The sequence below is a fragment of the Pseudogemmobacter bohemicus genome, assembly GCF_003290025.1.
GTDB classification, from domain to species: Bacteria; Pseudomonadota; Alphaproteobacteria; order Rhodobacterales; family Rhodobacteraceae; genus Pseudogemmobacter; species Pseudogemmobacter bohemicus.
In genome coordinates, this window is sequence record NZ_QNHG01000001.1 from 1,182,928 (window position 1) to 1,209,826 (window position 26,899).

20 protein-coding genes and 1 pseudogene are annotated in these 26,899 nt (G+C 63.1%); 7 read left to right on the top strand and 14 right to left on the bottom strand.

The window, feature by feature from the left end; translation table 11 throughout:
* Positions 1 to 6 precede the first annotated feature (6 nt).
* Together DRF71_RS05610 and DRF71_RS05615 are read right to left on the bottom strand one after the other, a co-directional pair.
* The gene (locus DRF71_RS05610; protein ID WP_112310012.1) at positions 7 to 1,173 is read right to left on the bottom strand and encodes a M20 aminoacylase family protein; all 1,167 of its coding nucleotides are present in this window, start codon (positions 1,171 to 1,173) and stop codon (positions 7 to 9) included.
* 107 nt (positions 1,174 to 1,280) lie between these two features.
* Positions 1,281 to 2,624 carry an NAD(P)/FAD-dependent oxidoreductase gene (locus DRF71_RS05615; protein WP_112309500.1) on the bottom strand — a complete coding sequence of 448 codons (1,344 nt, stop codon included), beginning with the start codon at positions 2,622 to 2,624 and terminating at the stop codon, positions 1,281 to 1,283.
* 352 nt (positions 2,625 to 2,976) lie between these two features.
* On the opposite strand from DRF71_RS05615, the gene DRF71_RS05620 reads away from it, so the two are divergent.
* Positions 2,977 to 4,959 (top strand): calcium-binding protein, encoded by a 1,983-nt coding sequence (locus tag DRF71_RS05620; RefSeq protein ID WP_112309501.1) that lies wholly within the window; start codon positions 2,977 to 2,979, stop codon positions 4,957 to 4,959.
* A 107-nt stretch (positions 4,960 to 5,066) separates the two neighbouring features.
* On the opposite strand, the gene DRF71_RS05625 is transcribed toward DRF71_RS05620, so the two are convergent.
* The 6 genes and pseudogenes from DRF71_RS05625 to epmA form a co-directional block, all read right to left on the bottom strand.
* On the bottom strand, positions 5,067 to 6,359 hold the full coding sequence (locus DRF71_RS05625) for a DUF3422 family protein (RefSeq protein ID WP_112309502.1): 1,293 nt from the start codon (positions 6,357 to 6,359) through the stop codon (positions 5,067 to 5,069).
* Between the two features lie 124 nt (positions 6,360 to 6,483).
* A complete protein-coding gene (locus DRF71_RS05630; RefSeq protein WP_112309503.1) occupies positions 6,484 to 7,746 on the bottom strand; it encodes a glutamate-5-semialdehyde dehydrogenase in 1,263 nt (420 codons plus the stop codon).
* A gap of 81 nt (positions 7,747 to 7,827) precedes the next feature.
* Positions 7,828 to 8,946 (bottom strand): glutamate 5-kinase, encoded by a 1,119-nt coding sequence (gene proB / locus DRF71_RS05635; protein WP_112310013.1) that lies wholly within the window; start codon positions 8,944 to 8,946, stop codon positions 7,828 to 7,830.
* Positions 8,947 to 8,957: 11 nt separating this feature from the next.
* Positions 8,958 to 9,983, bottom strand: coding sequence for a GTPase ObgE (obgE, locus tag DRF71_RS05640; RefSeq protein WP_112309504.1), 1,026 nt, complete (start codon positions 9,981 to 9,983; stop codon positions 8,958 to 8,960).
* A 760-nt stretch (positions 9,984 to 10,743) separates the two neighbouring features.
* Positions 10,744 to 11,843, bottom strand: a pseudogene (locus DRF71_RS05650) (IS3 family transposase).
* Positions 11,844 to 12,033: 190 nt separating this feature from the next.
* Positions 12,034 to 13,098 carry an EF-P lysine aminoacylase EpmA gene (epmA, locus tag DRF71_RS05655; RefSeq protein WP_232831317.1) on the bottom strand — a complete coding sequence of 355 codons (1,065 nt, stop codon included), beginning with the start codon at positions 13,096 to 13,098 and terminating at the stop codon, positions 12,034 to 12,036.
* Positions 13,099 to 13,224: 126 nt separating this feature from the next.
* Here epmA and efp point away from each other — a divergent pair, with 126 nt between their 5' ends.
* Complete coding sequence (gene efp, locus DRF71_RS05660) at positions 13,225 to 13,791, top strand: elongation factor P (protein WP_112309506.1); 567 nt, start codon at positions 13,225 to 13,227, stop codon at positions 13,789 to 13,791.
* Positions 13,792 to 13,951: 160 nt separating this feature from the next.
* Complete coding sequence (locus DRF71_RS05665; RefSeq protein ID WP_112309507.1) at positions 13,952 to 14,749, top strand: alpha/beta hydrolase; 798 nt, start codon at positions 13,952 to 13,954, stop codon at positions 14,747 to 14,749.
* A gap of 69 nt (positions 14,750 to 14,818) precedes the next feature.
* On the opposite strand, the gene DRF71_RS05670 is transcribed toward DRF71_RS05665, so the two are convergent.
* A complete protein-coding gene (locus tag DRF71_RS05670) occupies positions 14,819 to 15,580 on the bottom strand; it encodes a HugZ family pyridoxamine 5'-phosphate oxidase (RefSeq protein ID WP_112309508.1) in 762 nt (253 codons plus the stop codon).
* A gap of 299 nt (positions 15,581 to 15,879) precedes the next feature.
* Between DRF71_RS05670 and DRF71_RS05675 the strand changes: the two genes are divergently transcribed.
* The gene (locus DRF71_RS05675) at positions 15,880 to 17,553 is read left to right on the top strand and encodes an ABC transporter ATP-binding protein/permease (protein ID WP_112309509.1); all 1,674 of its coding nucleotides are present in this window, start codon (positions 15,880 to 15,882) and stop codon (positions 17,551 to 17,553) included.
* 104 nt (positions 17,554 to 17,657) lie between these two features.
* On the opposite strand, the gene DRF71_RS05680 is transcribed toward DRF71_RS05675, so the two are convergent.
* From DRF71_RS05680 to DRF71_RS05700, 5 genes are all read right to left on the bottom strand, one after another.
* Positions 17,658 to 19,784 (bottom strand): TonB-dependent receptor domain-containing protein, encoded by a 2,127-nt coding sequence (locus DRF71_RS05680; RefSeq protein ID WP_112309510.1) that lies wholly within the window; start codon positions 19,782 to 19,784, stop codon positions 17,658 to 17,660.
* 177 nt (positions 19,785 to 19,961) lie between these two features.
* Entirely contained in the window at positions 19,962 to 20,774 is an 813-nt protein-coding gene (locus tag DRF71_RS05685) for a HugZ family pyridoxamine 5'-phosphate oxidase (RefSeq protein ID WP_112309511.1), read from the bottom strand.
* A 145-nt stretch (positions 20,775 to 20,919) separates the two neighbouring features.
* Entirely contained in the window at positions 20,920 to 21,555 is a 636-nt protein-coding gene (locus tag DRF71_RS05690; protein ID WP_112309512.1) for a sulfotransferase family 2 domain-containing protein, read from the bottom strand.
* A gap of 79 nt (positions 21,556 to 21,634) precedes the next feature.
* Entirely contained in the window at positions 21,635 to 22,648 is a 1,014-nt protein-coding gene (locus tag DRF71_RS05695) for a class I SAM-dependent methyltransferase (RefSeq protein ID WP_112309513.1), read from the bottom strand.
* Positions 22,649 to 22,819: 171 nt separating this feature from the next.
* Positions 22,820 to 23,944, bottom strand: coding sequence for a PQQ-dependent sugar dehydrogenase (locus DRF71_RS05700; RefSeq protein ID WP_232831319.1), 1,125 nt, complete (start codon positions 23,942 to 23,944; stop codon positions 22,820 to 22,822).
* A gap of 178 nt (positions 23,945 to 24,122) precedes the next feature.
* Between DRF71_RS05700 and DRF71_RS05705 the strand changes: the two genes are divergently transcribed.
* The 3 genes from DRF71_RS05705 to DRF71_RS05715 all read left to right on the top strand — a co-directional run bounded on the left by DRF71_RS05705 (position 24,123) and on the right by DRF71_RS05715 (position 26,878).
* On the top strand, positions 24,123 to 25,325 hold the full coding sequence (locus DRF71_RS05705; RefSeq protein ID WP_112309514.1) for an ABC transporter substrate-binding protein: 1,203 nt from the start codon (positions 24,123 to 24,125) through the stop codon (positions 25,323 to 25,325).
* Between the two features lie 156 nt (positions 25,326 to 25,481).
* Entirely contained in the window at positions 25,482 to 26,264 is a 783-nt protein-coding gene (locus DRF71_RS05710) for an ABC transporter ATP-binding protein (protein WP_112309515.1), read from the top strand.
* A complete protein-coding gene (locus DRF71_RS05715) occupies positions 26,261 to 26,878 on the top strand; it encodes a hypothetical protein (RefSeq protein WP_157970938.1) in 618 nt (205 codons plus the stop codon). The genes DRF71_RS05710 and DRF71_RS05715 overlap by 4 nt, the downstream gene beginning before the upstream one ends.
* Positions 26,879 to 26,899: the final 21 nt, after the last annotated feature.

Sequence of the window (26,899 nt, forward strand, 5' to 3'; positions counted from 1 at the left end):
TTCCTTTCAGACAATGGGCATCCGCGCCTCGGCCATGCCGGCCAGCCAGCTTGCACCAAAGGGCGCGGCCTCATCGTCGAAATTATAGCCGGCCTGATGCAGCGGCGCAGTATTGCCGTTTCCAAGGAAGATATAGGCACCCGGACGCGCCTGCAGCATATAAGAGAAGTCCTCGGCCGCCATCAAAGGCGCGGTTTCCGGATCAATTTCGGGTGAGATCGCCCGCGCCACCGCGATCGCATGATCCGTCTGGGCCTCATGGTTGACGGTAACCGGATAGCCGCGCCGGAAATCAATCGCAACGGTCGCGCCATAGGTGGCGGCGATGCCCTCGCAGATCCGGCGCAGCCGGGCCTCGACCATGGCGCGCAGCCCCTCGTCGAGCGTGCGCACGGTGCCCCGCATCCGCACCTCTTCGGCCAGCACATTATAGGCCGTCGAATCGCTGTGGATGGTCGCGACGGAAACCACGGCGGATTGCAGCGGATCGGTGTTCCTCGACACGATGCTTTGCAGCGCCAGCACCAGATGCGCAGCCACCAGAGTCGTATCAATCGCCTCTTGCGGCTTCGCCGCATGGCCGCCGCGCCCGGTCAGGGTCAGGGTGAATTCATCCGAGGCCGCCATGATCGGGCCGGGGCGAATGGCAAAACGGCCGACCGGCAGGCCGGGCATGTTATGCAGCCCGTAAACCTCCTGGATATTCCAGCGCTCCATCAGCCCGTCTTTGACCATGGCAAGCCCGCCACCGCCGCCCTCTTCGGCGGGCTGGAAGATGCAGATCACGGTGCCGTCGAAATTGCGGGTCTCGGCCAGGTATTTCGCAGCGCCAAGCAGCATCGCCGTATGGCCGTCATGGCCGCAGGCATGCATCACCCCGGGCGTTCCCGAGGCGTAATCGAGGCCGGTCTTCTCATGGATCGGCAGCGCATCCATATCGGCACGCAGCCCCACCACCCTGCCCGCCCGGTCCTGACGCCCGCGGATCACTGCCACCACGCCCGAGCGCCCGATCCCTTCGGTCACCTCATCACAGCCAAAGGCGCGGCAAAGTTCCGCCACCCGGCCAGCAGTGCGAGGCAGCTCGTAATTCAGCTCGGGATGGCGGTGGAAATCCTGGCGCCAGGCTTTGATCTCGGGCGCGAGTTCCGCAAAACGGTTCTTGACGGGCATGATCGTCTCCTTCCCTGCGAACCTGATCCCCCGCGCGCGGAAGGGCAAGCCCCGGCAGCATCCGGTGGCGGGGGAAACGCTGACAAAGGCGCGGTTAAAGACCCGGTTTAAAGACTGGGCCCGGGCACAAGTTTCGAACCATCGGTAAAGCGCGACAGCCGGAAGCGGCGCATATCATGGCCGATCTCTTCGCCAAGAACCATACTGGCAATCACCCGTCCCATGCCCGGCCCAATGCCGAAGCCATGGCCGCAAAGCCCGGTGGCGATCACCAGACCTGGCACTTTGTCGGTGCGGTCAATCACCGGCACGATATCGGGCATGGTCTCGATCATGCCGGCCCAGGTCGCGGCAAGGCGCGGCTTGCCGATCTGCGGGAAGGCCTCGGCAAAACGGGTCCTGAGCCGCTCAAGCGCCCTTTTGTCGGGGGGCGGATTCAGGATGCGCATCCGCTCGAACGGGGTTTCCACATCGCCTTTCAGCCAGCGCGGCATGGACCAGGCATCGGGATAGCCCCTTGGCGCCATCGGCTGCAGGCTGGTCTGGCCGAAGGTGCGTTTCAGCAGCGGCCAGTAAGTGCCGAATTCGCGCAACGCATCGGGGCCGATCCAGAAATTCTGGTGATCGCCGGGGGCGAGCGTATAGCCGCCATCCTCGCGGCGGCGAAAGGCGAAATGGCTGTCCACCGCCGAACCCTGGAAGAGATCGGGCAGCGCTTCGGTCGCCGCCACCGTGCAGCGCACCGAAAGCTGCGGGATCCGCACGCCATGGGCGCCAAGGAACAGGCGCGACCAGGAGCCGGCGGCCACAACGACCTGATCACAGGCGATGCGGCCGGCCTCGGTCACCACACCGGCGACCCGGCCGGCGGAAAGGTCAAGGCAGCGCACCGCGCAATGCTCGCGGATCACCACCCCGTCCCGCGTCGCGAGCGCCGCCAGCATCGGCACCGCGACCCAGGGCTCGGCCCGGGCATCCGATGCGGTCCAGAGCCCGCCGGCCCAGCCCGCCTGCGAGGACGGCACCAGCCCGGCCACCTCGTTTGCGCTGATCATCCGGCTGTCCACCCCCGACCCGGCCACCGAATCGAGCCAGGACTGAAAGCCCGCCATATCCGCCTCTTTGTTGGCGAGGTAGAGCACCCCTGTCTGCCGGAAGCCGAGCGCATCGCCCAGTTCAGCCGCGAGGTCCTTCCACAGGCCAAGGCTCTCCATCATAATCGGCAGTTCCGCCGGATCGCGGCCCTGCTGGCGGATCCAGCCCCAGTTGCGGCTGGACTGCTCCCCGGCGACCAGCCCCTTCTCGCATAAAACGACGCGCTGGCCCTTTTTCGCAAGGGCGCGCGCCGTCATCACCCCGATGATCCCGCCGCCGATCACCACCGTATCGCAAGCCGCCGGCAGCGGATCCCGGTGGCGGATCGGGCTGTTCTCCTGGATGGGGAAGGTCATGCTGCTCCTCCGCGAGCGGTCATTTCCCGGCACAGCCCGCAGCCGCGCCGCCTGAGCGCGATCACCGGCGAAACCGGAGGAATCCGTGTCCCTCTCTGCCGGGCGATCAGGTCAGACCCAAAGCAAGGGCGCCCGTTCCATCAGACCGCAAAGCGGGAACTCATTTCTCAAATTGATACAAGATTTCAATTCCTTCGCCAGCGCCAGCCGAATTTATTCTTGTCTCAGGTATTTTTTATGCCAGGTTAACGGAAATTGAATTCGAAACGTCTTACTCAGACTGCATTCTGCGGCCTGAGACAGGCTGACACCAGGTTTAAACGCACCCTTAACACTGTTGCCGGAGACAAGAATGCCGCAAATTTCAACCACCACGACCCTGGTTTTCAACGGGGTCACAAATCTTACCGTGGACGGAACCCTTATCGCCTGGAATGCGAACCGCTGGCTCAGCCAGGTCGATTTCTGGTCGACCGCCAATGTGCGCCTGAATGTTGTCTTCTCGGGCGACAACACCATGATCGGCAGCTTTCAGACCGGTGGAAATCTGGGCGTCAACTTTGTTGAACATGCCTCCGGATCGGGGCGCAAGATCGATTCGCTGATGCTGCTGGGCAATGGCATCAATACAGTGAATTTCAGCGCAGCCAGTGTGGGCGCACTTGCCACCGGCAACAACAATGACACCATCACATTCTCGGGCACATCGCGCGTAAATTTCATCAATACCGGCAATGGCGACGATACGGTGAATGTCAGCACCACCGCCGGGGTCGGGGTGATCAATCTCGGTCAGGGCGTCAATCGTGCGGTGATCGGGGCGACCGGTTCGGCACAGGGCATCTTTTCCTATGATGGCGCCGATGTGATCGTGGCCAGTGGCCGGGTCGATGTGATCAATACCGGCGGCGGCAATGACATCATCCATCTCAACGGCATCGCCACCTCGCAAAGTGTCCTTGCCGGAGATGGCAATGATCTCGTGCGCCTCAACGTGACCGGCCATGTGGAATCGGTCAATCTCGGCAACGGAAACAACAATCTGACGCTGCTGGCAAATACCGGCGGCGTCGGCACCGTGACCGGCTATGGCGGCAATGACGTGCTCGTGCTGAACTCGTCTTATGCCGAAATGGCCAATCTTGGCCATGGCAACAATACGGTGCAGCTTCTGGGCAATTCCGAGGCAGGGTCCATCGTGACCGGTGCCGGGGTCGATACCGTGCAGATCCTGGGGAATTCCCGGCTCGGAACCCTGCAGACCGGCGATGGCAATGACATCGTCGTCTTCAATTCCACCGGCTCGATCGACTATATTGATCTTGGCCGGGGCAACAACGTCCTGCGTATCCAGAATGCGGATTCCTATGTCGGCACGATCGTTGCCGGAGACGGTAATGACTACATCCAGGCGCTGGCCGAGGTGAGTTATATCGATTCCGGTCGCGGCAATGACCGGATCGAAACCGGCACCGCCTGGGTCGGCACCATTGATGCCGGGCGCGGCAATGATACGGTGACCGTGGGCTCGGGCGGGGCGGATCTGATCATGCTGGGGCGCGATGCGGATACCGTTATCCTGACCGCCCCTGCTGACAAGAGCCAAATCACCACCGTGGTCGGCGGCAGCGGCGTTTCGACCCCTGAGGATGTCGATTTCGACACGGTCGTGATGTCTTCCTTCACCAGCAATCTTTGGATCGACCTGGGCGAGGGCTGGGCGCAATCCAGCGATGGCGACATATTCGACATCTACGGCTTCGAGGCTGCGACCGGCGGCTCGGGCGACGATTACATCTATGGCACCTATGGGAACAACCACCTGATCGGCGGCGCGGGCAATGACTCGCTTTACGGCTATGGCGGTGCGGATACGCTGGATGGCGGCGCCGGCGATGACTATATCGACGGGTCTTCCGGCGCCGATGGAACCGTGCTGCTCGGCGGGGCCGGCAATGACACGATCCATAGCAGCTGGGCTGCCGACAGCATCAATGGCGGGGCCGGCGATGATCTGATCTATATCAATGGCGGCTCGGATACGATCACCGGCGGCGCCGGGGCGGATGTGTTCCAGTTCTGGAATCTTGACCAGAACGCCACGTCGCTGATCACCGATTTCAACCGCGCCCAGGGCGACAAGATCAGCTTCGAAGGCTGGGGCCTGACCTTCCTCGGCAGCGGCGCCTTCTCGAATGAAAGCGGCGAGATACGCTATGCGGTGAGCGGATCGACCACCAATCTGATGATCGACCTTGATGGCGACAGCGTGGCCGATTTCACCGCGCAGTTCACCGGCGTGATCAACTTCATCGCGACCGACTTCCTGCTCTGAGCGTCGGTTGCCGAAAAAACAGACAGCTGGCCCCTGGGCCGGCTGTTGGGCCGGCTGTTCACGTTTCCGCCCCCCCCCCCCCGAACCGCCCGCCCTGGGCCTGCGTGTCAGTGAAAGCTCCTTCGGATCCGCCTGACGCCGAACCAGACCAGAGCCAGCACCGGCAATACCAGCGCCGCCGTCAGCATTTCTTTCGACAGCCCGGCCAGCTTGCCCAGCGGATAAAGCGCGTAAGAGGCGAGGCTTACCGCATAATAGCTGATCGCCACCACCGAGAGCCCCTCGACCGTATGCTGCAGCCTGAGCGCCAGATCGGCGCGGCGATCCATGCTTTCCAGCAAGCGCTGGTTTTGTGCCGAGCGGTCGACATCGACCCTTGTGCGCAAGAGCTCTGCCGCGCGCTCCGCCCGCGTCGACAGCGTCTCCAGCCGCGCCTGAGCCGATTTCACCGTCCGCATCGCCGGATCATAGCGGCGCATCATAAACTCGCCAAAGGTCTGACGCCCCTCCAGCCGTTCCTCGCGCAACACCTGGATGCGCTGGTTCAGGATCGCCTCATAGGCCGCCGTAGCGCCGAAGCGAAAGGAAACCCGCACCGCCAGCCGTTCCAGCTCCGATGAAATCGACAACAGATCATGCAGCGCAGCCTCGGGTGCCGGCCCCTTGCCGCCGGTCGTATCCAGCCCGGACACGAGGTCCGAAAGGCGCGGATCCAGCAGGTTCAGCTTGCCCGACAGATCGCGCGCGCGCAAAAGCCCCAGCATCGACATCGCGCGGTAGACCTCGATCTCGCACAGCCGCTGCACGATCCGCCCGATCCGCCGCCGCCCGGTGCCGGGCCGCACAAAGACCGCGAAACGCATATTCCCCGCCGGGTCGATGCGGAAATCGCCGGCAATCACCGCTGCCCCATCGACCACTTTCGACAAGGCAAGGCTTTCCGGCACAAACCATTCCTCACAGCGGGCAAAGAGATCTCCCATCGAGGCCGGCATATGTTCGATCCGGATCAGCACCGAGGCGATCCGCCCACCCGGCGCCGCCTGGATCCAGTCTTCCGGAAACACGCCGGTTTCGGCCGGATCGAAGGGGCGCGACGAAACCCCCGGCGTAAAGGCCGAATAGGTCACGAATTCGGTGTGGCTTTCCCATTTCAGCTCGGTCCGCCCGATGGGGCCTGAATAATGCGTGGCCTCGGGCTGCGGATGCGGGCCGCCATTGCGGTCGATCAGGTCGATCAGATGGGCGCGGTCACGCGCCCGGTCGCGGCCGGCGGCATCCACCGGCTCTTTGAAAGCCATCATCACCGCCGTGCAGGGCAGATCCAGCGCCGGAAACGGCCGGGCATGCAGCTCATTCACCGTGGCATAGCGAAGGGGATGATCGGAAACAGGCGGCATTTTCTCTCTCTCAGGTTGAGATTTCGCCGGGTTACGCCCGGGAGAACCGTCACCGCCAGCATAAAGCCCGCATACCCGGGTATGCGGGCGATATGTTGCCGTAAAGACAAAGCGGTTCCGGCAATCAGCCGCGAATGGTGCCGTCGCCGGTCACGAGATATTTGAAACTGCACAATTGTTCGGCACCGACCGGGCCTCTCGCATGCATCTTGCCGGTGGCGATGCCGATCTCGCCGCCCATACCGAACTCGCCACCATCGGCAAACTGGGTCGAGACATTGCGCATCAGGATCGCCGAATCGAGCCGCTGGAAAAAGCGCGCAGCGACCGCGTCATCCTCGGTCAGGACGGATTCTGTATGGTTCGAGCCGTAGCGGCGGATATGGGCAATGGCGCCGTCCACACCGTCAACCAGTTTGACCGCGATGATCATATCAAGGAATTCGCGCCCGAAATCATCGGGTTGCGCCTGGACCGTGCCAGAAACCTTCAGCAATTCACCCTCGGTCCTTACCTCGACCCCGGCCTTCAGCAGGTCCTCGATCAACACCGCGCCATGTTTCGCATAAAACGCCCGGTCGATCAGAAGACATTCAGCCGAGCCACAGATGCCGGTACGCCTGGTCTTGGCGTTCAGCACCACGCGCCGCGCCTTTTCCAGATCGGCGGCGCCATCGGCATAGACATGGCAAATGCCTTCCAGATGCGCAAAAACCGGCACACGCGCCTCACGCTGCACAAGGCCCACCAGCCCCTTGCCGCCCCTCGGCACGATGACGTCGATATAATCCACCGCCCCCAGCATGGCCTGAACCATATCGCGGTCACGGACAGGCACCATCTGGATCGCAGCCTCCGGCAGCCCGGCCTGTTGCAGCCCCCAGACCATCGATTCATGGATCGCCGCCGAGGAATGGAAACTCTCCGAGCCACCGCGCAGGATCACCGCATTGCCGGCCTTCAGACACAGCGCCCCGGCATCCGCCGTCACATTGGGCCTGCTTTCATAGATCACGCCGACCACGCCCAAAGGCGTCGCCACCCGCTGGATATGCAACCCCGAAGGCCGGTCCCATTCCTCAAGCACGCGCCCCACCGGATCGGGCTGGGCCGCCACCTCGCGCACCGCATCTGCGATGGCTGCGATCCGGTCGCCATCAAGGCGCAGCCGGTCAAGCATCGCCTCCGACAGCCCCTTCTCGCGCGCGAATTCCATATCCTTCTGGTTGGCGGGCAGGATCGTATTATACCAGCCTGCATCAATATGGTCAGCGGCCTTGCGCAAGGCGAGCGCCTTCTGCTCTGGCGGCGCAAAAGCCAGTTCCGCCGCCGCCTCACGCGCAGCCGATCCAATCTGTGTCATCAGATCCAGAAACTGACCATCCATAGCCTCACCTCTTCGCCCTAAGCTCTTCCTCTTGACGCAAATACTCCGGGGTCCGGGGCAGCGCCCCGGCGGCCCGCCAGATCACACCACCATATCATCCCGATGCACCAAGGCCGCCCGGCCCTGATACCCCAGTATCGCCTCGATCTCACCCGAGCGATGGCCGGCAATCGCCCGCGCCTCGTCAGATGTATAGCGGATCAGCCCTTTGCCAAGGGCCTCGCCCGAGGGGCCAAGGATCCCCACCGGCTCGCCACGCCCGAACCGGCCCTCGACCGCAACCACACCGGCGGGCAGCAGGCTCTTTCCGGCCCGAAGCGCCTTCACCGCGCCCTCATCCACCCGGATGCGGCCCTTTTCCTTCATCGCATTGATCCAGCGCTTGCGCGCCGCCTGCGGATCGGCATCGGCGACAAACCAGGTCCGGTTCGCCCCTTCCGCCAGCGCCTTCAGCGGCCTGAGCGGAGAACCCTCCATGATCGCCATGGCACAGCCCCCGGCCACAGCGGTCTTCGCCGCCATCAGCTTGGTCTTCATGCCGCCCTTGGAAAGGCCCGAAATCGGATCCCCCGCCATGGCCTCGATCTCGGGCGTGATATGGTCGACCAGATCAAAGCGCACCGCCGTCGGGTCTTCCTTCGGATTGGCGGAGTAAAACCCATCCACATCTGACAGAAGCACCAGCTGATCCGCCCCCGCCGTCACCGCAATCTGCGCCGCCAGCCTGTCATTGTCGCCAAATCGTATCTCATCCGTGGCGACTGTGTCATTCTCATTGACAATCGGCACGACGCCAAGCCCCAGCAGCGTCTCCATCGTCGCACGGCTGTTCAGATAGCGCCGCCGGTCAGCCGTATCTTCCAGCGTCACGAGTATCTGCGCCGTGGTGATGCCATGCGGCGCCAGCACCTCCTCATAGGCGCGCGCCAGCCGGATCTGCCCGACGGCGGCCGCCGCCTGGGCCTGTTCCAGCGACAAGGCACCCGAGGCCGGCAGCCCCAGCACCATCCGCCCAAGCGCGATCGAACCGGAAGACACCAGCACCACCTGCGTGCCCCTCACCCGCGCCTCGGCCACATCCAGCGCCAGCGCCGAGAGCCAGGACTGACGCAACCCCTTCGCCCGGTCGACCAGCAGGGCCGAGCCGATCTTCACCACCAGGCGGCGCGCCGCGCGGATATCGGGCGCCTGCAAAGCCATCCTCTTATCGCTCAGGGCTGCCACGGCCCGCCTTCCTCTTCTTCCTCACCCGTCACCCGGATCTCCACCATCAACGCCCGCAGCACCTCGGAAATCCCCTTCTGCGCCGCGCCCGAAATCACATAGACCGTGCCTCCGCTCGCTTTCTCCAGCGCACGACGACGATCCGAGATCTGTTTCGCATCCATCGCATCGGTCTTGTTCAGCGCCAGAATGCGAGGCTTGTCGCCAAGGATATCCGAATAGGCCTCCAGCTCGGTCACAATCGTGCGGTAATCCTTCGTGATGGTCGAGGATGTCCCGTCAACCAGATGCAACAGCACCTTGCAGCGTTCGACATGCGCCAGAAACTGTGTCCCCAGCCCGCGCCCCTCGGACGCCCCTTCGATCAGCCCCGGAATATCCGCCATCACGAATTCGCGCCCGTCGATCCCGACGACGCCGAGATTCGGCACCAAAGTCGTAAACGGATAATCCGCAATTTTGGGACGCGCATTCGATACCGCAGCGAGGAAAGTCGACTTCCCGGCATTCGGCAGCCCGACAAGCCCCGCATCCGCAATCAGCTTCAACCGAAGCCAGATCGTCCGCTCCACCCCGGGAATGCCCGCATTGGCCCGGTTGGGCGAACGGTTGGTCGAGGATTTGAACTGCAAATTCCCCCAGCCGCCATTGCCTCCCTGCGCCAGCAAAACCCGCTGCCCCGGCTCGGTCAGATCGGCCAGAACCGTTTCCTCATCCTCGTCAAGGATCTCGGTCCCCAGAGGCACTTTCAGCACGATATCATCGCCCGATTTGCCGGTCTTCTGGCTGCCCATGCCGTGCTGGCCGTTTTTCGCAAAGAAATGCTGCTGGTAGCGATAGTCGATCAGCGTGTTCAGCCCCTCGACCGCCTCGGCCCAGACCGAGCCCCCGCGCCCGCCATCGCCGCCATCCGGCCCGCCGAATTCGATAAACTTCTCGCGCCGGAACGAGACGCAGCCCGCACCGCCGCCGCCGGAGCGGATATAGACTTTGGCAAGGTCGAGGAACTTCATCTGGGTTACTTTCCGAACGCGCGCATCTGGCTTTCCCCTGCCGATACAGGAGAAGCGCCCTTATCTCAAGCGACGCCGCCCATCCTCACCGCCGCCGCCGCTTTCATCTGTCCAAAAACATCCCGGGTGAGTCTGCGAAAGCAGACGTGACGCGTTTCAATAGGTTTGATACCGGCTGATTCTTCGACCCTTTGACTTCAATTGGTCAAAGGGCGGAAATTTCAACTTTGAAGGCTGCACGGGTGGGGACGGGCCTTCGCGCCTCCGAAGGAGGCACAAAATATTCAATGAAATCAATGATAAAATTTCGAAAATGTGGGATGATTTGCCCACACTCCCCGCCAAAATGGGAGCCAGTTAGGTCCCGCTTCCCTTTTCGGCAGGCGATCCATCTTGCCTGGTCAACTCGTCAAAGCGATCCCTAAGGAGTTCTGTCAGGCGCTCTGCCCGCGCTGCACGCCACCGCAATAGATCTTCCTTGGTGCCCCCCTCTGCCAGAAACGTGCTTGCTTTTTCCGCAGCCCGCAGCCCAAGGGTGGCCGCCCATTCTTCCGGGGAGAAGTTAAGGATACGTTCACCCGTTACGAGGTCAGCCCTTCCTTCGCGCCGGTACCGAAGAAGCGTCTCCGCAAACAGGCTCACAACGTGATCGGCAGCACGGTCTGCGACTAGTTCCACATTCTCGCTGGCAGACGGCGTTCCGAATACGATCCAGTCCTTCGGTAATCCTTCCCGTTTTAACGGGATTTGGCCGTAGAACTCAGGCAGCCATTTTCAGTTTCTGTGCGGGTGATGCCACCGATGCCCATGTTGGGGCGCTCATTTTTGGTAAGTCCAGAGCCAGTCGGTTGCGATGCTCTGTGCCTCCGCGATGGTTTCAAAGCTGTAGAGGTCGAGCCATTCGTGGCGGACGGTGCGGTTGTATCGCCCGACATAAGCGTTCTGCTGCGGTTTGCCTGGCTGGATGTGGGTCAGGGCGATACCCTGCTTTGCGGCCCGGATCGCCAGTGTTGCGCTGATGTATTCCGGGCCGTTGTCGACCCTGATCACCTTGGGCTTGCCGCGCCATTCGATGTGGAGGAGGATCAGGAAACGGTCCGGGGGACCGTTTCCCCGACGAACGGGTTCAGCGCACGCACGACGCGCTCGGCGGGCAACGAAAAGTCGACCTCGATGCCCAGACCCTCGCGGTTGAAGTCGTCCAGCACATTCAGCAGCCGGAACTGGCGACCATCGGCCAGCCTGTCCGCCATAAGGTCCATGGACCATACGAGGTTCAGCGCCTCGGGAACGGCGAGCATGTCCGGCTTGTCCCGTTTGATCCGCCGCCGGGGTTTGATCCGCAGGTTCAACTCCAACTCGCAGCAGATCAGGCGGACGCGCTTGTGATTCCAGACGTGCCCGCGAACATTGCGCAAATACGAGACAAGCACAGGCCAAAACCCCAGGTCCGGTGCGCCCTGGTCAGGCCTCCGAGACGATCCGCGATGGTCTCGTTCCCGGCACAGCGCTTCGGGCGGTAACGAAAGCAGGTCTCGCTGACCCCGAAGGCCCGGCAGGCCAGCGCGATGCTGCCCCCCTCTGTCGCCACCGCTCTCACGGCCAACTCGCGGCATTGGGCTGGCCGCATCACTTTTTTTCAAGCGCTTCCTTGAGCAGATCGGCCTGCATGCTGAGATCCGCGAACATACGCTTCAGACGCCGGTTCTCGTCTTCCAGCGCCTTCATCTGGCTCATCATAGACGCGTCCATGCCGCCATACTTCGCCCGCCACTTGTAAAAGCTTGCGCTGCTGATCCCATGCTCTCGGCACAGTTCCGGCACCGCAACACCCCCTTCGGCATGGCGCAGCACCGCCATGATCTGCGGCTCGGTAAATCGGGTCTCCTCATTCGAATCTCCTCAGCTCACGCTACGAGAAAATTCTACCGCCACATCCCCTTAACCACGGGGAGGGTTACCGGCTGGTATCAAACCAAATGAAACCCGGTCACAGACCTAAGGAAACACAACAAGACGAGGGCCGCGCCCCCGGCCCGGCCAGCCCCACTCACCCCGCCGGCACCCAGATCACATCCGCAATCCGCGGTGCCCCCAAAGCCAGCATCACCAGCCGGTCAAAGCCAAGCGCACACCCCGCCGCCGCCGGCATCAAAGCCAGCGCCGCCAGAAAATCCTCATCTATCGGATAGGTCTCCCCGTAAACCCGCGCCTTGATCTCCATCTCTTCGGCAAAGCGCAGGCGCTGCTCCACCGGATCGGTCAGCTCGCCAAAACCATTGGCCAGCTCCACCCCGCAGGCATAGACCTCAAAGCGCTCGGCCAGCCGCGCATCCCCCGGCACCCGCCGCGCCAGCGCCGCTTCCGAGGCCGGGTAATGATCCAGCACCGTCAGTCTGCCCATCCCCAGATGCGGCTCGACCCGCTCTGACAGAACCCGGCTGAACAGATCCGACCAGCTTTCGCCCGGCATATGGCGGATGCCCTCGCGGTCCATCGACGCCGCCAGTGCCGCCGCATCGGTCACGCCAGCGCCGTCCATACTGGCCAGCAGGTCAATGCCGGCATAGCGCGAAAACGCCTCCGCCACGCTCACCCGCTCATAAGGCAGCGCCGGATCACAATCCCGCCCGCGAAACCGCAACATGCCCACGGGCGCGGCCAGCCGGACCCAGGCCTGGATATCCTCCATCAGCCGGGTGTAATCCTCGCCGACCCGATACCATTCCAGCATGGTGAATTCCGGCTCATGCAACGCCCCGCGCTCGCGGTTTCGCCAGACATGCGAGAAGGCATGGATCCGGGTCTCCCCCGCCGCCAGCAGCCGTTTCATCGCAAATTCCGGCGAGGTATGCAGATACATCTCGCGCGCTGCGCCATCATTGCCGATGGCCGAGGTGCGAAACGCATGCAGATGCGCCTCATTGCCGGGACTCACCTGCAGCCCCGCCGGATCGACCTCGGTAAAGCCCTCTTCCGCCAGCCAGCACCGGATCCGCGCCTGGATCCGGTTCCGCTCCAGCAGCAAAACCCGCCGCTCGGCATGGCGCGCGGGCTGCCACCACTGGCCCCCCATCGCGGTCTGCGGCGGTTTTTCGTCGGCTTCACGGGTCATTTCGGCCATTCCTGCTGGAAATATGTCATCTCATGCGCTAGGGAGCGCCACAATCGCCACAAGGGGCGCGACCGGGGAAAGCCCCCGCCCCCTCTGGCGCATCCGCATATCAAAGGATCACCACCCGTGAAAGTCATCGCCTCGTCGCTCCGCAAGGGCAATGTTGTTGAGGTGGACGGCAAGCTCTACGCCGTTCTCTCGGCTGAAACCTACCGCCCCGGCAAGGGCACGCCGACCACTTCGGTCGATATGCGCCGCATCTCGGATGGCGTGAAGGTCTCGGAACGCTGGAAGACCACCGATCAGGTCGAAAAGGCCACTGTGGACGAGCGTGACTATGACTTCCTCTATGAGGATGGCGAGGGCTTCCACTTCATGCAGCCCGAAAGCTATGAGCAGGTCGTCGTGACCTCCGATGTCATGGGCGACAGCAAGGTCTATCTGACCGAAGGCATGCGCTGCTATCTGAAAACCTTTGACGGCGCGCCGATCGCCATCGAAGTGCCGCAAAAGATCACCGTCGAGATCGCCGAGACCGAGCCGGTCGTCAAAGGCCAGACCGCATCCTCCTCGTATAAGCCCGCATTGACCACCAGCGGCCTGCGCGTGATGGTCCCGGCCCATATCGGTGTCGAGACCCGCATCGTCATCAATACCGACGACAATTCCTATGTGGAACGCGCCAAGGACTGATCCTGGTCTTTGGAGCGCATGAATGGGGCATGGCATCGCCATGCCCTTTTTCGTTGCGTGAGACGGGCCTCACACGCGGGGCATGGCCCCGCCCCCTCCGCCCCCTTTCCATTTACGCTCCGGGCGCCCTAAATGGGCGCCGCAGCAGACAGGATCCTCTATGACCCGCCCGCCCTATCACTGGCCCGATCCCGACCGCGACTATGCCAATGGCGATTTCATCGAAGGGGCCGCCCGCTATCCCGCGCATTGGGACGCTGCCGCCCGGGCCTTTCGCGACAGCCTCGGCGCAAGGGCGCAAGGCGGCCTTGCTTACGGTGATGCGGCTCGCAACCGCTACGATGTCTTTGCGCCCGAAACTGAGGCCAAGGGCACCGTTCTCTTCATCCATGGCGGCTACTGGCTCGCCTTTGGGCGCGAGACCTGGTCGCATCTGGCAGCCGGCCCGCTGGCACGGGGCTGGCGGGTGGTGATGCCCTCTTACAGCCTGGCGCCCGGGGCAAGGATCGCGCAAATGACCCTGGAAATGGCGGCTCTGACCCGGCTGATCCACCGGGATCATCCCGGCCCGATCATCGCCACCGGCCATTCCGCCGGCGGTCATCTGGCTGCGCGCCTCGCCTGCGCGGATCTGGCACTGCCCATAGCCCGCACGGTGCCGATCTCGCCGCTCGCGGAACTTGGCCCGCTGATGGCCACGGCCATGAACCTCAAACTCGGCATCACGCCCGCAGAAGCCGCCCTGGAAAGCCCCGCCCGCCTGCGCCCGAGCCCGGGCATCTCCGCCCATATCCATGTCGGCGCCGATGAGCGCCCGGCCTTCCTCGCCCAGGCCCGCGCCCTGTCGGAGGAATGGGCCTGCCCCTGGAGCACCGCCCCCGGCAAACATCATTTCACCGTGATAGACGCCCTTGCCGACCCGGCCTCCGCCCTGACGGAAACCCTTCTCGCGCTTTGACCTTCCCCTGAGAGAAATACTCCGGGGGTCTGAGGGGGCTGGCCCCCTCACCCGCAATCAGCCTGCGCCTCAGCCGCCCGCCATCTGCACCACCGCAGCCAAAAACCCCTCCGGCGTCACCACCCGGCCGGGCAGAACCACCCGCAAGAGCCGCTCTCCCGCCGCCAGCACCAGGCCCGTCGGATCCAGCGCAATCGCCCTCCAACGCCCCGCAGCCCCGCCCCCGGCCACGGCCAGCGCGCTCAGCTGATCGGCCTTCGCATTCAGCGCGGCCAGCGTTTCAGCCTCGGCCTCCAGCAGCGCCTCTGCACCGCTCAGGTCGATTCGGTAAGCATCAAACCCGATATCCGAGGCATTGCGCCCCGGGCCACCGCCGATATTGATGCCCAGAACCTCGACCCGGAACAGAGCCGCATCCGGCAATTGCAGATAGAGCTTCGATTTCGGGAATCGCGCCGCATAGCGCGCCGCCAGCGCGGCAAAGCGCTCTTCCCCGACCCGTTTCGCATGACCCACCAGAGTCAGGCGCGGCCGGGTCAGCGCATCGGGCTTGTCAAAGGCCGCAAACGCCAGCGAGACCCGGTCATCCGCCGCGACATTCCTCGCATGCAGCGCCAGCCGCGCCATGAAAAACACCGGGCTGCCATCGTAATCGGGCAGGATATTGGTCACCACCCCATAGGGGAACCCACCCGGATCCAGCGTCGAAAGCGCGGCATTGCGGCTTTCATGCAGCAAGGTATTCCCGGTGGCGAGCGGGTCGAATTCAGCCGCCGCGGCCGGGTTGATTTCGATATCGCGCGGGGTGATGGCGGCTTTGCTGGTCGGCATTTTGGTACTCCGGATAGCCTGGGGCGCATGTCCGCTGGCTGAATCCTGGCTACGGCGACCCGGACGATAGCCAGCCGGCCCGACAGGCGAAAGACCATATTGCGGGGGCTGCGACAAATTGCTAGCGCAAGGGCAGTCCCTTGCCGCCAGCCGGTCCGGGCGGGCCTTTGCAACAGGCCCGCATCCCGGGCGCCCCGCGCGAGCCCCGAGCGGCCCTTGCAACCGATCCGCATCCCTGCGGGCGCGGCATCCCCCGCGCGCGCAACCGGATTTGCGGCGCGCAAACAAAGCGGACAGATATGAGACAGCTTGCAGGCCGCATCTGGCGGCTGACGAAAATCGCCCTATCCGGCCCCGGCGCCTGGATTGCCCTTGTGACCTATGCTTTCGTGCTGGGGCTCCAGTTCTTCAGCGTCTGGATCACGCTGCAGATGATCACCTGGAACAAGGCCTTCTATGACGCGCTGGAACAGATGAACGCGCCCGAGGCGCTGCGCCAGATCGGGGTGTTCTTTATCCTGACCGGTTTTCTGGCCGGCGCCTTCCTGATCGGAGAATGGCTGCGCAAACGGCTTTTGATGCGGCTGCGCACAAGGCTCACGGTACGGGCGCTGGATCTCTGGGTCGGAGCGCGCGCCTATTGGTATCTGCGCCCCGGCTTCTCGGCCGCGCCGGTCGACAACCCCGATCAGCGCGTCGCCGAGGATTGCCGGCAATTCGTCGAACGGCTCTTGCTTGAGACGCTGGACCTGATCTCGAATATCGTGGCGCTGGTCACTTATGTCGCGCTGCTCTGGTCGCTTTCCGACTTCCCTCTCAGTTTCAGCGTCAGTGGATATGCCGTTGAAATTCCGCGCTATATGGTGATTCTGGCCTTCCTTTATGTGCTGATCTCCTCGGTGGCGACGCATCTTCTGGGCAGGCCCCTTAAGGCGCTGATCTTTTCGCAGGAAAAGCATGAGGCCGATTTCCGCCATGCGCTGATCCAGCTGCGCGAAGAGGCCAGCCCCATCGCGCAATCGCGCGGCGAGCCCGCCGAGACCCGCCGCCTCATGCGCCTCTTTGGCGAGGTACGCGGCAACTGGAACCGGCTGATCCGGCGCGAATTCATCCTTGGCCTTTTCGCGCGGCCCTATTTCCAGACCGTGCTTCGGGTGCCGACCTTCTTCGCGCTGCCAGCCTATTTCGCAGGCGCCGTCACACTGGGAGGGCTGATGCAACTGGCCTCGGCCTTCTCGAATGTGGCAACCACGCTCAGCTGGTTCATCCTCTCCTACCGCGATCTGGCGCAATTCGTGGCGGTCTCGGAACGTCTGGACGGGCTTTTCACCGCCGCAGCCAGCCCGGTGCCGCGCGACGAAGCTCCGCAAGCGATCAGCCGCGCGCCCTCCGCCTCGGGCGGGCTGGAATTGCAGGGGCTGCGGCTCTTCACCCCCGAAGGTCGCGCGCTGGCACCGGTGCCGGATCTGAGCCTCGCGCCAGGCGGGCGGCTCTGGGTTTCGGGCGCCTCGGGTGCCGGGAAAAGCACGCTTGTGGCGGCGATTTCCGGGCTCTGGCCCTATGGCGAAGGTCGGATCGGGCTGCCGGCGGAACCTGTAACCACGCTCTCGCAAGAGCCGCGGCTGTTTCCCGAAAGTCTGACCGCCGCCGCCTGTTACCCGCTGGCGCCCGGGGATTGCGACCCCGACCGCATCAGCATCGCACTGCGGCAGACCGGGCTGGACCAGGTCGCGCCCGAAGCGCCGCTCAAGACGCTTTCGGGCGGCGAGCGGCAGCGGCTCGGCTTCGCACGCCTGCTGGTCTCGCGGCCGGATTTCATCATTCTTGATGAGGCGACCAGCGCGCTTGATCCTGATGCGGCAGCGGCAATGCTGACGCTGCTGGCGCGGGAACTGCCCGGCGCGACCATCCTCTGCGTCTCGCATGACGAGCCTGCCGCGCTGAGCCCGCATCAGCGCCTCTCGCTGGGCTGAACCGGCAGACAGAAAAGGGCCTGCCTTCATGGCAAAGCCGGCCCCCCAATGGCAAAGCCGGCCCCATAACAGGGCCGGCCCGTTTTCAGCTCCTGCCGCCCGGGTCAGAACCGCGCGGTCATACCGACGATAAAGGTCCGCCCGCGCCCGGATTCAGAGCGGTAATTGTTCAGCCCCGAACCGGCATAACCATAGGTCTTGTCGGTGACATTCTCGACCGAGAAGAAGGCCTGGACACTGTCGCTGATCTCATAGCTGCCATAGAGATCCCAGAGGTCATAGGACGCGGTCTCCTGCCAGCCATTGAAGAACTCGGCCTCTTTGCCCTTACCGACATAGCGATATTGCGCGCCAAGCTGCAGACGCTGATCCATGAGCCTGACCCCGAAATCGACCGTCGCCACCCGGTCCGGCTGGATCGAGCCCTCACCATTGCCGCCGCCGGTGCCGAATCCGGTCGGCACATCATCGGTCTTGCTGTCGGAATAACCGAGATTGGCGTAGAACAGCCCCGCATCGTAAGAGCCCTCGATCTCGACGCCGTGGCTGCTGACGGTGCCATCGGTGTTCACCCAGCGAACCACACCGCCCTGCAGATCATTGACGATGTAATTCTCGATGCGGTTGTTGAAGTAGCCGACCTTCAGCCTGACCTGGTCATCGGCGCGGAACAGCCCGTCGCGGCGCCAGTTCACCCCGATATCGACGCCTTTCGCCAGTTCCGGCTTCAGGTCCAGATTGTTGTTGTTCGAGCTGCCGACCCCGGTGCCGAAGGGCACATTGGCATAGAATACCTCATGCGAGCTGGGCGGGCGGTAGGTGTGGGAATAGGTGCCGTAAAGCTCGATCTCGGGGGTCACGTCAAAGGAGAAGCCGATTTTCGGCAGCACCTCACCGCCCGAGCGTTCGACATATTCGCTGGCCGGTGCGGTCCGGGTGCCCGAGACCTCCCAACGGTCATAGCGCAGACCGCCGATCAGGCTCCAGCGGCCGAAATCGAACACCGCTTCGGAAAAGAGCGAGGATTTGTCCAGCGTGCCGGGATGGTTGCCGCCGCGCCGCTCATAGGTTCTGAAATCGTTCTGCTGCCAGCTGGCGCCGAAGGTCAGGTCAAGGTTCACCCCATTTGCCAGATCGACATTGGCATTGTTGGTGAGGCTGGCGCCTTTGGTGACATCCTCGGTACGCCGGCCGGTATAGCTGCCGGTCGATCCGGGGCGGTAGTTCAGCTCTTCATTGTTGTGGAACAGTTCGAGATCAAGGCTGATCCACTGATTGTCGGGGCGCCATTTCCAGGACAGCGTGTCGGTCCGGTTGTCGATATCCCAGTTGTAATTCGAGTTGATGAACTGGTTTCTGTACCAGCGGGTGCCAATTGCGAACGTATGTTCGGAATTCGGCTTCACCTCAAGCTTTACAAGGCCACCTTTGGGCGAATTTGACGCGCCCTTGCCGGCCACCACGATGCCATCGCCATTCTCGTAATCGCTCTGGCTGGTATGGGCGATGGCGGCCATGACGTTGATCTCGCCCTCGCCCCCCCAAAGGCCGGTGAACCGCTGCCCGTAAGCCAGCATCCCCGACTGGTCATAGCCGTTCGAGCCGCCCTTGAGCCGCAGCATACCACCGCGCGTCTCACCCTCCGGCACCACATCGTCAATCGCCAGCGTGCGGAAATTCGCGGCCCCCGTCAGCGTGCCCGAGCCATGCGCGCCCGAGACCGGGCCGCGCACCACCTCGACGCCGCCGGTCAGCTCGGGATGCACATAAAGCATCGAGCCGCCCGAAGCCTCATGGCCGCCGATATTCCTGAAGGTCTGCGGCACGCCGTCGATCATCGCCGTGACCCGGCCATAGCCGCTCATGCCGCGGATATTGACCTCGATCCCCGGCTGATTGGCCTGCTGGCGCGAGAAAACGCCCGGAATCGCGCGCAAGGCGGTCTGGGCATTGCCGGAATAACGGCCAAGGATATCCGCGCCGGAAATGGCGCTGACCGGGGCCGGCGTCTCATAAACGGCATCACCGGACACGCCGAGGCTCAGCCCCTCGCCGGTCAGGAAAATAGTGCCCAGATGTTGCTGGGACTGGTCGGTGCTGTCGCCCTCGCTTGCAGCGGTGGTCTGGGCGGCTGCGGTCAGGGGATATTGCGCGAGAATGCTGCTGCCCAGCAGCAAGGCCACGAAACGCAAAGCGGGAAGGCGCGCGACGGCGCCAGTGTAACAGGACATTGCTGTCTCCGGATCTGTCTCAGGGAAATGACTTCCCCTGGATCGCCGGAGCCACAGATGTTCTGGCCCAACTGTCTCGGATCGCGTCGCAACCGGGCGTGGATCGCCCGGACGGCGCCAGGTTAGAAAATTGTGGCGGCCAGGACAATGCGGCGGCCCTGAATTTTGAATGAAAGATTAATTTTTTTCCCGCCCTTGCGGCATCGCCGCCACGGGCGCCGCGCCGCCAGGGGTCTGCGCGCGCAGCCCCGCCAGCATGTCGCGCAGCTCTTGCCGGGTAGAGACGCGCTGCGGGAACCAGATCCGGTGCAGGGCGCGCTCGGCGGCAAGGTCGATCCCTTCCGGGTCGATGGTCGCGATCCGCCAGCGCCCGCGCGCGCCGCCGGCCCGGGCGGTCAGGCTTGCAAAGGTCTCACGATCGGCCATCAGGCAGGTGATCTCTTCCGCCTCGTGTCGCATCAGATCCTCTGTGCCCGAAAGATCGCATTGCAGATCCCGCGCGGTCAGCTGGTCGGTATTGCGCGCGGCCCCGCCGTTGAGATGGATCGCCTCGATCAGCACGCGAAAGAACAGCGTGTCCTTCAGCGGGATATAGACCGAAGCCTTGGCGAAACGGCGCCGGTAACGCTCACCCGCCGCGCGCGCCGCCTCGCCCTCAAGCCGAAGGGCGCGCCCCACGATGGTCATACGCCGCTCGCTGACCACATCCAGCCCCTCGGCCTGGGCGAGCGTCATCGAGATGCGCGGATCGGCAAGGATATTGCGCGCATGCAGCGAGATGCCGGCGGCATAGAAGACCGGGCTGCCATCGGGCTCGACCGAGAGATTGGTCACCGTGCTGTAGGGATAGCCGCTGTGCTGATCCAGCGTCGCCAGCGCGATGCTGCGGCAGCTGCGCAAAAGATCGCGCGCCATATGGCGTGCATCGAAAGGCGCGGCGGCGATCTGGTTGATCGGCACGCGGCGCGGGGTGATGGCGCTGGCGCCCATGGGTCACACTCCGGCAGGTCTGTCGGGCAGGTCTGTCGGCTTGCGGGAAGGCTGGCACCTGCCCCGAAACTATCCCGGAGGCAGAGCCCGCTTCAAGTCCCCACGAAACACAGGGCCGTGTCCGCCCGTCGGCGCGCCGCAGCCCTCAGACGGCGGTATCAACGAATTTGTTGAACCAGTGATATTCCTCGCCCAACAGCCGATGGGCCTGGTCGATCACCCGCTGCGGCAAATCGAGTTTGCGCCCGGATTCACGTTCGCGCACCCCGGCGCTGACCTGGGTTCCAAGAAGTTCATTCAGCCGCTCGGCAAATTCGCCATAGCGGTCGGTGCGGCCGATCAGCGTAAAGCGGTGATTGCCCCAATAGCGCAGGAAATTTTTATAGACCATCCGCATATTCGGGGCCTTCATAATATACTGCACGATATTCACATTGCCTTTGGCAATCTCGCGGCCGAATTCGGCGAAGAAGCCGGTATCTTCGGGCCGGTCGATCCCCCATTGCATATGGAAATGGTAATTCGAGATCACCCGGTCCAGCGGGTCCCGCACCAGCGCGATATAACGGAATTCGGGGCCGATATAGCGATCCACCGGGAAATGTCCGAAGATCAGGTCATTGCGGCCGAAATCCTGGGTATCGGCATTGGCGTCGATGAATTGCGGACCATTATAGGACTCGTAATCCTCATGCATGGTGAGGCCGCTGGTCCGCAATTGGGTGAGCAGACTCGTACCCCCACATTTCGGTACATGGGGAAACACATAACAGGTCTTCATCAGGTCTCTGTTCCAGTTCTGGCGGTTGGCTGTCCGGAAATTCCCGCAGGCGGGCGATTTGCGCCCACGCCTTTCGCGGTCAGTCCGGAACCCGGATCATGCTCTCAGGGGTGCGGCCCTTATAGAACTTTGGCTTTTCAACGGGTTGCTTTCGAAGCCGGGCATAGATTTGCGTCGGTTTCAGATAGCCCAGATCGGTGAGGATTTCATTCAGCTCTTCGATAAAAGTGATGAATGCCGCATCGCGCGGATTATTGGCATTGTAATGATGGCCATAACCACGGTCGACGAAAGGCTCGGCCAGATTGCCCCAGCCGATAAACGTGTCGAAATGGAAATAGCGCAGCAGCAGCGGCAGGATGTCCTGGGCGCGGATGCCCTCGAACCCTTCGCCGGAACAGTCATGGTTGAGGAAATCCTCGCCATTATAGTTCAGTTGCAGATGGGTGCGGCTTTCGGGCGGCAGGAATTTCCAGATCGCGTTGATGATCTTATAGGCTTCGGGCCAGCGCATATGGCCATTGCGCCCGATCACGTCGAAAGTGACAAAGGAAGCCTCGTCCTCCATCGCATTCCGGGTGGTCTCGAACAGCTTCTCCAGCTCGACGATGTGATGCAGCGCGTGATGGGCCATCATGGCGCCGAATTTGCGGTCCGGCACCCAATTGTTCAGATCGACCTCAAGCGGCACGAACTTATCCCCGATCCCGCCCTCGCGCGCTGTTTCCATCGCACGGGCATTCTGGATCGGCGACAATTCCAGCAGCACGAATTTGAAATCCGGGAATCCCAGATGGATCATATGGCGCGCGATGGTATTTTCCAGCCCGCCATCGCCCGAACCGATGCTGCCGATATTCGGATTGCCGGTCGCCTTGATGCTTTCGATGAAAGCATGGGCGTAGATATCTATGTGATTGTGATGCCCGGTGACCTCGGTGATGCGGGGCCGGATAAAGGTCTGCGACCAGAAGTCGAATATGCCCGACAGTTCGTCATGCATATTCCCTTTTTCTTCATATTGGCGGATCTGCTCGGAAACGCGCTGCTCATGGCTGGCTTCCCGGGCATCGCTGCGCAGCTCTGCACACATTCGATTCGTAACCTTTCGCTGTCGCTGCAATCGCTAACGCGGTGAGAAAAATGCGGCAACCCTGAACTGGCCGGAGCGGTTCCGACGGGCGCCGGACCGCCGGTTTTCCTGACCCGGGCGGCTTTTTTCTGTGCGGCTGCTTACGGGCCGGCTGCTCATCGGGGCGGCTGTTTATGGGGCGGGCGCCATGCGGTAAATCGCGCCGCCTGTCTCGGACAGGAACCAGATCGCGCCATCGGGGCCTTCGCTGATATCCCTGACCCGCCCGGTTGCGACCGAGGCAATGCGCTCTTCGGCCCAGCCGGTGGCGGCGGGCGTATCGGGGTCGAGCCGCGAGATGAAATCGAGCTTCAGAGAGCCCGAGAACACGTCACCCTTCCAATCCGGCACCAGCGCACCGGAATAGACCATCAGGCCAGAGGGCGCGATGGAGGGGTCCCAGTAATGCAGCGGCTGCTCCATCATCGGCGTCCGGGTGCCGGTGCCGATTTTTGACCCGTTGTAATTCACCCCGTAAGAGATCACCGGCCAGCCGTAATTCTTGCCCGGGCTGACGCGGTTGATCTCATCGCCCCCCCTCGCCCCATGTTCCGAGACCAGCAGCTCGCCATCAGGCAGCGCGGCCGCACCCTGCATATTGCGATGCCCGATCGAATAGAGGCCGGTCCGCCAGCCGATCAGCCCGATATCCGGGCCGCCATCGCGGGCAATGCTGATCACCTTGCCATGGGTCAGATCGGGGTCCTGCGCCTCCAGCCCCGCCGGGCCGGTGCCGCGGTCGCCGGTGGTGATGAAGATGTTGCCCTTCGCACCCTCGGCGAGGCGGGAGCCGAAATGCCGGCTTGCCACCGCCGGATCGCCGGTGAAAAGCGTGGTGAAATCCTCGAGCCGGCTGTTGTCTTCCGACAGCCGCCCGCGCCCCGCCATGGTGGAAAGCCCCTCTCCATTCCGGCCAGACCATGTCAGCCAGACCTCGCGGCTGGTGGCGAAATCGGCCGGCACCATCACATCGAGAAGCCCGCCCTGCCCCAGATCAGCCACCTCGGGAAGGCCGGTGATTTCGGTCATTGCCCCATCTGCGACCAGCAGCAGCCGGCCACCTTTTTCGGTCACCAGCAACCGGCCATCGGGCAGGAAGTCGAACGCCCAGGGGGCCACAAGCCCCTCCACGATGCCGGTGACCTGCATCTCTCCGGCCGAGGTCTGAACCCGCATCTCTGCCGCGACGCTGCCCGCATCCAGCGCGACCATCGTGACCGCCAGCCCCAGAACCGCCATCCCTCCCCGTTTTGTCATCGCGCCTCTCCCTGCCTGTCTGCCGCCACTTTACCCTGGGGAAGATAGGAGCCGCCTTCCCGCTCTGCGAGGGTGAGGCAGGAAATTCTCCCTGACCGCCCGGTTTTTCGGCGCTTTTCTTTTGAAATCGGCCCGGCTAGGGTCACAAAAGGATCTCGGTCCAATCAGGGAGATATCTATGAAAAAGTTTCTGCTGGCCACTGCGGCTTGCGCGCTTGCGGCCGGCTCGGCCTCGGCTGAGGATGTGAAACTGGGCATTCTGCTCGGCTTCACCGGCCCCATCGAAACCATCGCGCCGAATATGGCGCTGTCGTCGGAAATGGCGATCAAGGAAGTCAACGCATCGGGCAAGGCCGCCAATGGCTGGGTCTTCTCGGGCGTGCGCGCGGATTCGACCTGTATCGACGCTGCCGCCGCCCAGGCTGCGGCAGAGCGCCTTGTGACCTCGGAAGGCGTCAAGGGCATCATCGGCGCCGATTGCTCGGGTGTGACCCGCGCGGTGCTGACCAATACCGCGATCCCCAACGGCATCGTGATGATATCGCCCTCGGCCACCTCGCCGGCCTTGTCGGATGACCCGGATGAGGGGCTCTTCTTCCGCACCGTGCCGTCGGATGCCCGCGAAGGCGTCATCATGGCCGATGTTCTGGCCGAGCGCGGCGTGACCTCGATCGCGATCTCCTATTCCAACTCGGATTACGGCAAGGGTCAGGCCGATGCGATTGCCGCAGCCGCCGAAGCCAAGGGGATCAAGGTCACGATCAACGCCTCGCATGATGACGGCAAGGCGGATTATTCGGCCGAGGTTGCGGCACTGGCGGCAGCGGGCGGCGATGTGCTGGTCGTGGCGGGTTATGTTGACCAGGGCGGCAAAGGGATCATCCAGGCGGCTGTCGATACCGGCGCCTTCACCACTTTCGGCCTGCCGGGCGGCATGTTCGGCGAAAGCCTGACCCAGGCCATCGGCGCACCGCTCGAAGGCTCTTACGGTCAGCACCCGTCCTCGGACGCGGCCGGTTACCAGACCTATCTGGATGCGGCGACCGCCAATGACCCGACCTTTGACGGCTCGACCAACTTCGCGCCGAACTCCTATGACGCGACTGCCATTCTGATCCTTGCCATGCAGGCCGCCGGTTCGACCGATCCGAAGGTCTATAAGGACAAGATCATGGAAGTCGCCAATGGTCCGGCCGATGGCTCGGGCGAGGTGATCAATCCGGGCGAGCTTGGCAAGGCGCTTGAGCTGATCGCCGCCGGCAAGCCGGTCAATTATGAAGGCGCCACCGGCGTCACCTTCCTGGAAAACGGCGATGTCATGGGCCGCTACCGGGAATATCAAATCAAGGACGGCAAGTGGGAAACGGTGAAATACCGTTGATCTGCGGCTGAGATCGGGGCAATTGCCCCGGTGATTGCCTTGACAGGACTCTCAGGCCCGTGCATCCGCGCGGGCCTGAGACGAAAAATCTGTGACAAGCCAGCGCCACCCGGCCGCATCTGACGACATAACAACGGGGGCATTCAGGGGAAGTGTATGATCCGGGTCGAGAACCTTCACCGGCATTTTGGTGGTTTTCATGCCGTCGATGGCGCCAGCCTTGAGATCGGCAAGGGCACCATCACCGGGCTTATCGGCCCGAATGGCGCCGGGAAATCCACCCTGTTCAACGTCATCGCCGGCAGGTTGCCGCCCACTTCGGGGCGCGTTTTCATGGGCGACGAGGATATCACCGGCCTCGCGCCGCATGAGCTGTTCCATAAGGGGCTGCTGAGAACCTTCCAGATCGCGCATGAATTCGGCTCGATGACGGTGCGCGAGAACCTGATGATGGTGCCCGGCCAGCAGCATGGCGAACATCTGTGGAACGCGCTTTTTTCCCGCAGCAAGATCCGCGAGGAAGAGGAGCGGCTGCGCGCCAAAGCCGATGAGGTGCTGGACTTCCTGACCATCAGCCATATCGCCGACAACAAGGCGAGCCAGATCTCGGGTGGCCAGAAAAAGCTGGTGGAGCTGGGCCGGACCATGATGGTCGATGCGAAGATCGTCTTCCTTGACGAGGTCGGTGCCGGCGTCAACCGGACGCTTCTGAACACCATCGGCGATGCGATTGTCCGGCTGAACAAGGAACGCGGCTATACGTTCTGCGTGATCGAGCATGACATGGATTTCATCGGCCGCTTCTGCGACCCGGTGATCGTCATGGCCGAGGGCAAGGTCCTCGCCCAGGGCAGCGCCGCCGAGGTCCGCGCCGATGAGCGCGTGATCGAGGCCTATCTGGGCCGGGGCCTCAAGAACAAGCTGAAGGCGGAAGCATGAGATCTCTCTCTCTGACGGCGATGCTGATCGGTACGGCTTTGGCTTTGGCTCCGATTGCGGCCGCGCCAGCGCTCGCCCAGGGGGTCAGCGGCAAGGCCATGGTCGATGGCCGCGTGGTCACACTTTTCGACGACCGGACCTGGCGTTTCGACGAAGCGACCGAGGGCTGCGAGACGCTTTCCGCCCGGCTGGAATTCTGCGGCGCCGCCGCCGGCTGGACCATCGCGCAAAAACCGACCCCGGATTACACCGCCGCCTATCGGCTGACCGACCGGCTTTATGGCGGCTTCATCGTCGAGGAAATCGGCACCGACCAGGGGCTGACCCCGGAAGCGGTGCGCAAGCTTTTGCTCGAAATCCTGCAAGGCGCGATGAATGTCGTGCCGGTGGTGATCGCGAATGAGCCGGCCACGATTGACGGCAAGACCGGCGAAACCCTGGTTTACGGCTTTCGGGTCGACGGCATTGATGTGGTCTATGCGAACAGCTTCCTGCTCAGCAAAGGCAGCGTCCTGCAGGTTCTGACCTATGAGGTCGGGGTCAAAGACTATTCCGACGCCCATCGCCGCACCCATGACGGGTTCGTGGCGGCGACGCGCTTCAACGCAGACTGACTGAGGGACGAACAGGCGGAT

Bases quoted from the DNA above. Each gene is read 5' to 3' on its own strand.
- DRF71_RS05610 (WP_112310012.1), bottom strand. From the start codon at position 1,173: ATGCCCGTCAAGAACCGTTTTGCGGAACTCGCGCCCGAGATCAAAGCC.
- DRF71_RS05615 (WP_112309500.1), bottom strand. From the start codon at position 2,624: ATGACCTTCCCCATCCAGGAGAACAGCCCGATCCGCCACCGGGATCCG.
- DRF71_RS05620 (WP_112309501.1), top strand. From the start codon at position 2,977: ATGCCGCAAATTTCAACCACCACGACCCTGGTTTTCAACGGGGTCACA.
- DRF71_RS05625 (WP_112309502.1), bottom strand. From the start codon at position 6,359: ATGCCGCCTGTTTCCGATCATCCCCTTCGCTATGCCACGGTGAATGAG.
- DRF71_RS05630 (WP_112309503.1), bottom strand. From the start codon at position 7,746: ATGGATGGTCAGTTTCTGGATCTGATGACACAGATTGGATCGGCTGCG.
- proB (WP_112310013.1), bottom strand. From the start codon at position 8,946: ATGGCTTTGCAGGCGCCCGATATCCGCGCGGCGCGCCGCCTGGTGGTG.
- obgE (WP_112309504.1), bottom strand. From the start codon at position 9,983: ATGAAGTTCCTCGACCTTGCCAAAGTCTATATCCGCTCCGGCGGCGGC.
- epmA (WP_232831317.1), bottom strand. From the start codon at position 13,098: ATGACCCGTGAAGCCGACGAAAAACCGCCGCAGACCGCGATGGGGGGC.
- DRF71_RS05665 (WP_112309507.1), top strand. From the start codon at position 13,952: ATGACCCGCCCGCCCTATCACTGGCCCGATCCCGACCGCGACTATGCC.
- DRF71_RS05670 (WP_112309508.1), bottom strand. From the start codon at position 15,580: ATGCCGACCAGCAAAGCCGCCATCACCCCGCGCGATATCGAAATCAAC.
- DRF71_RS05675 (WP_112309509.1), top strand. From the start codon at position 15,880: ATGAGACAGCTTGCAGGCCGCATCTGGCGGCTGACGAAAATCGCCCTA.
- DRF71_RS05680 (WP_112309510.1), bottom strand. From the start codon at position 19,784: ATGTCCTGTTACACTGGCGCCGTCGCGCGCCTTCCCGCTTTGCGTTTC.
- DRF71_RS05685 (WP_112309511.1), bottom strand. From the start codon at position 20,774: ATGGGCGCCAGCGCCATCACCCCGCGCCGCGTGCCGATCAACCAGATC.
- DRF71_RS05690 (WP_112309512.1), bottom strand. From the start codon at position 21,555: ATGAAGACCTGTTATGTGTTTCCCCATGTACCGAAATGTGGGGGTACG.
- DRF71_RS05695 (WP_112309513.1), bottom strand. From the start codon at position 22,648: ATGTGTGCAGAGCTGCGCAGCGATGCCCGGGAAGCCAGCCATGAGCAG.
- DRF71_RS05700 (WP_232831319.1), bottom strand. From the start codon at position 23,944: ATGACAAAACGGGGAGGGATGGCGGTTCTGGGGCTGGCGGTCACGATG.
- DRF71_RS05705 (WP_112309514.1), top strand. From the start codon at position 24,123: ATGAAAAAGTTTCTGCTGGCCACTGCGGCTTGCGCGCTTGCGGCCGGC.
- DRF71_RS05710 (WP_112309515.1), top strand. From the start codon at position 25,482: ATGATCCGGGTCGAGAACCTTCACCGGCATTTTGGTGGTTTTCATGCC.
- DRF71_RS05715 (WP_157970938.1), top strand. From the start codon at position 26,261: ATGAGATCTCTCTCTCTGACGGCGATGCTGATCGGTACGGCTTTGGCT.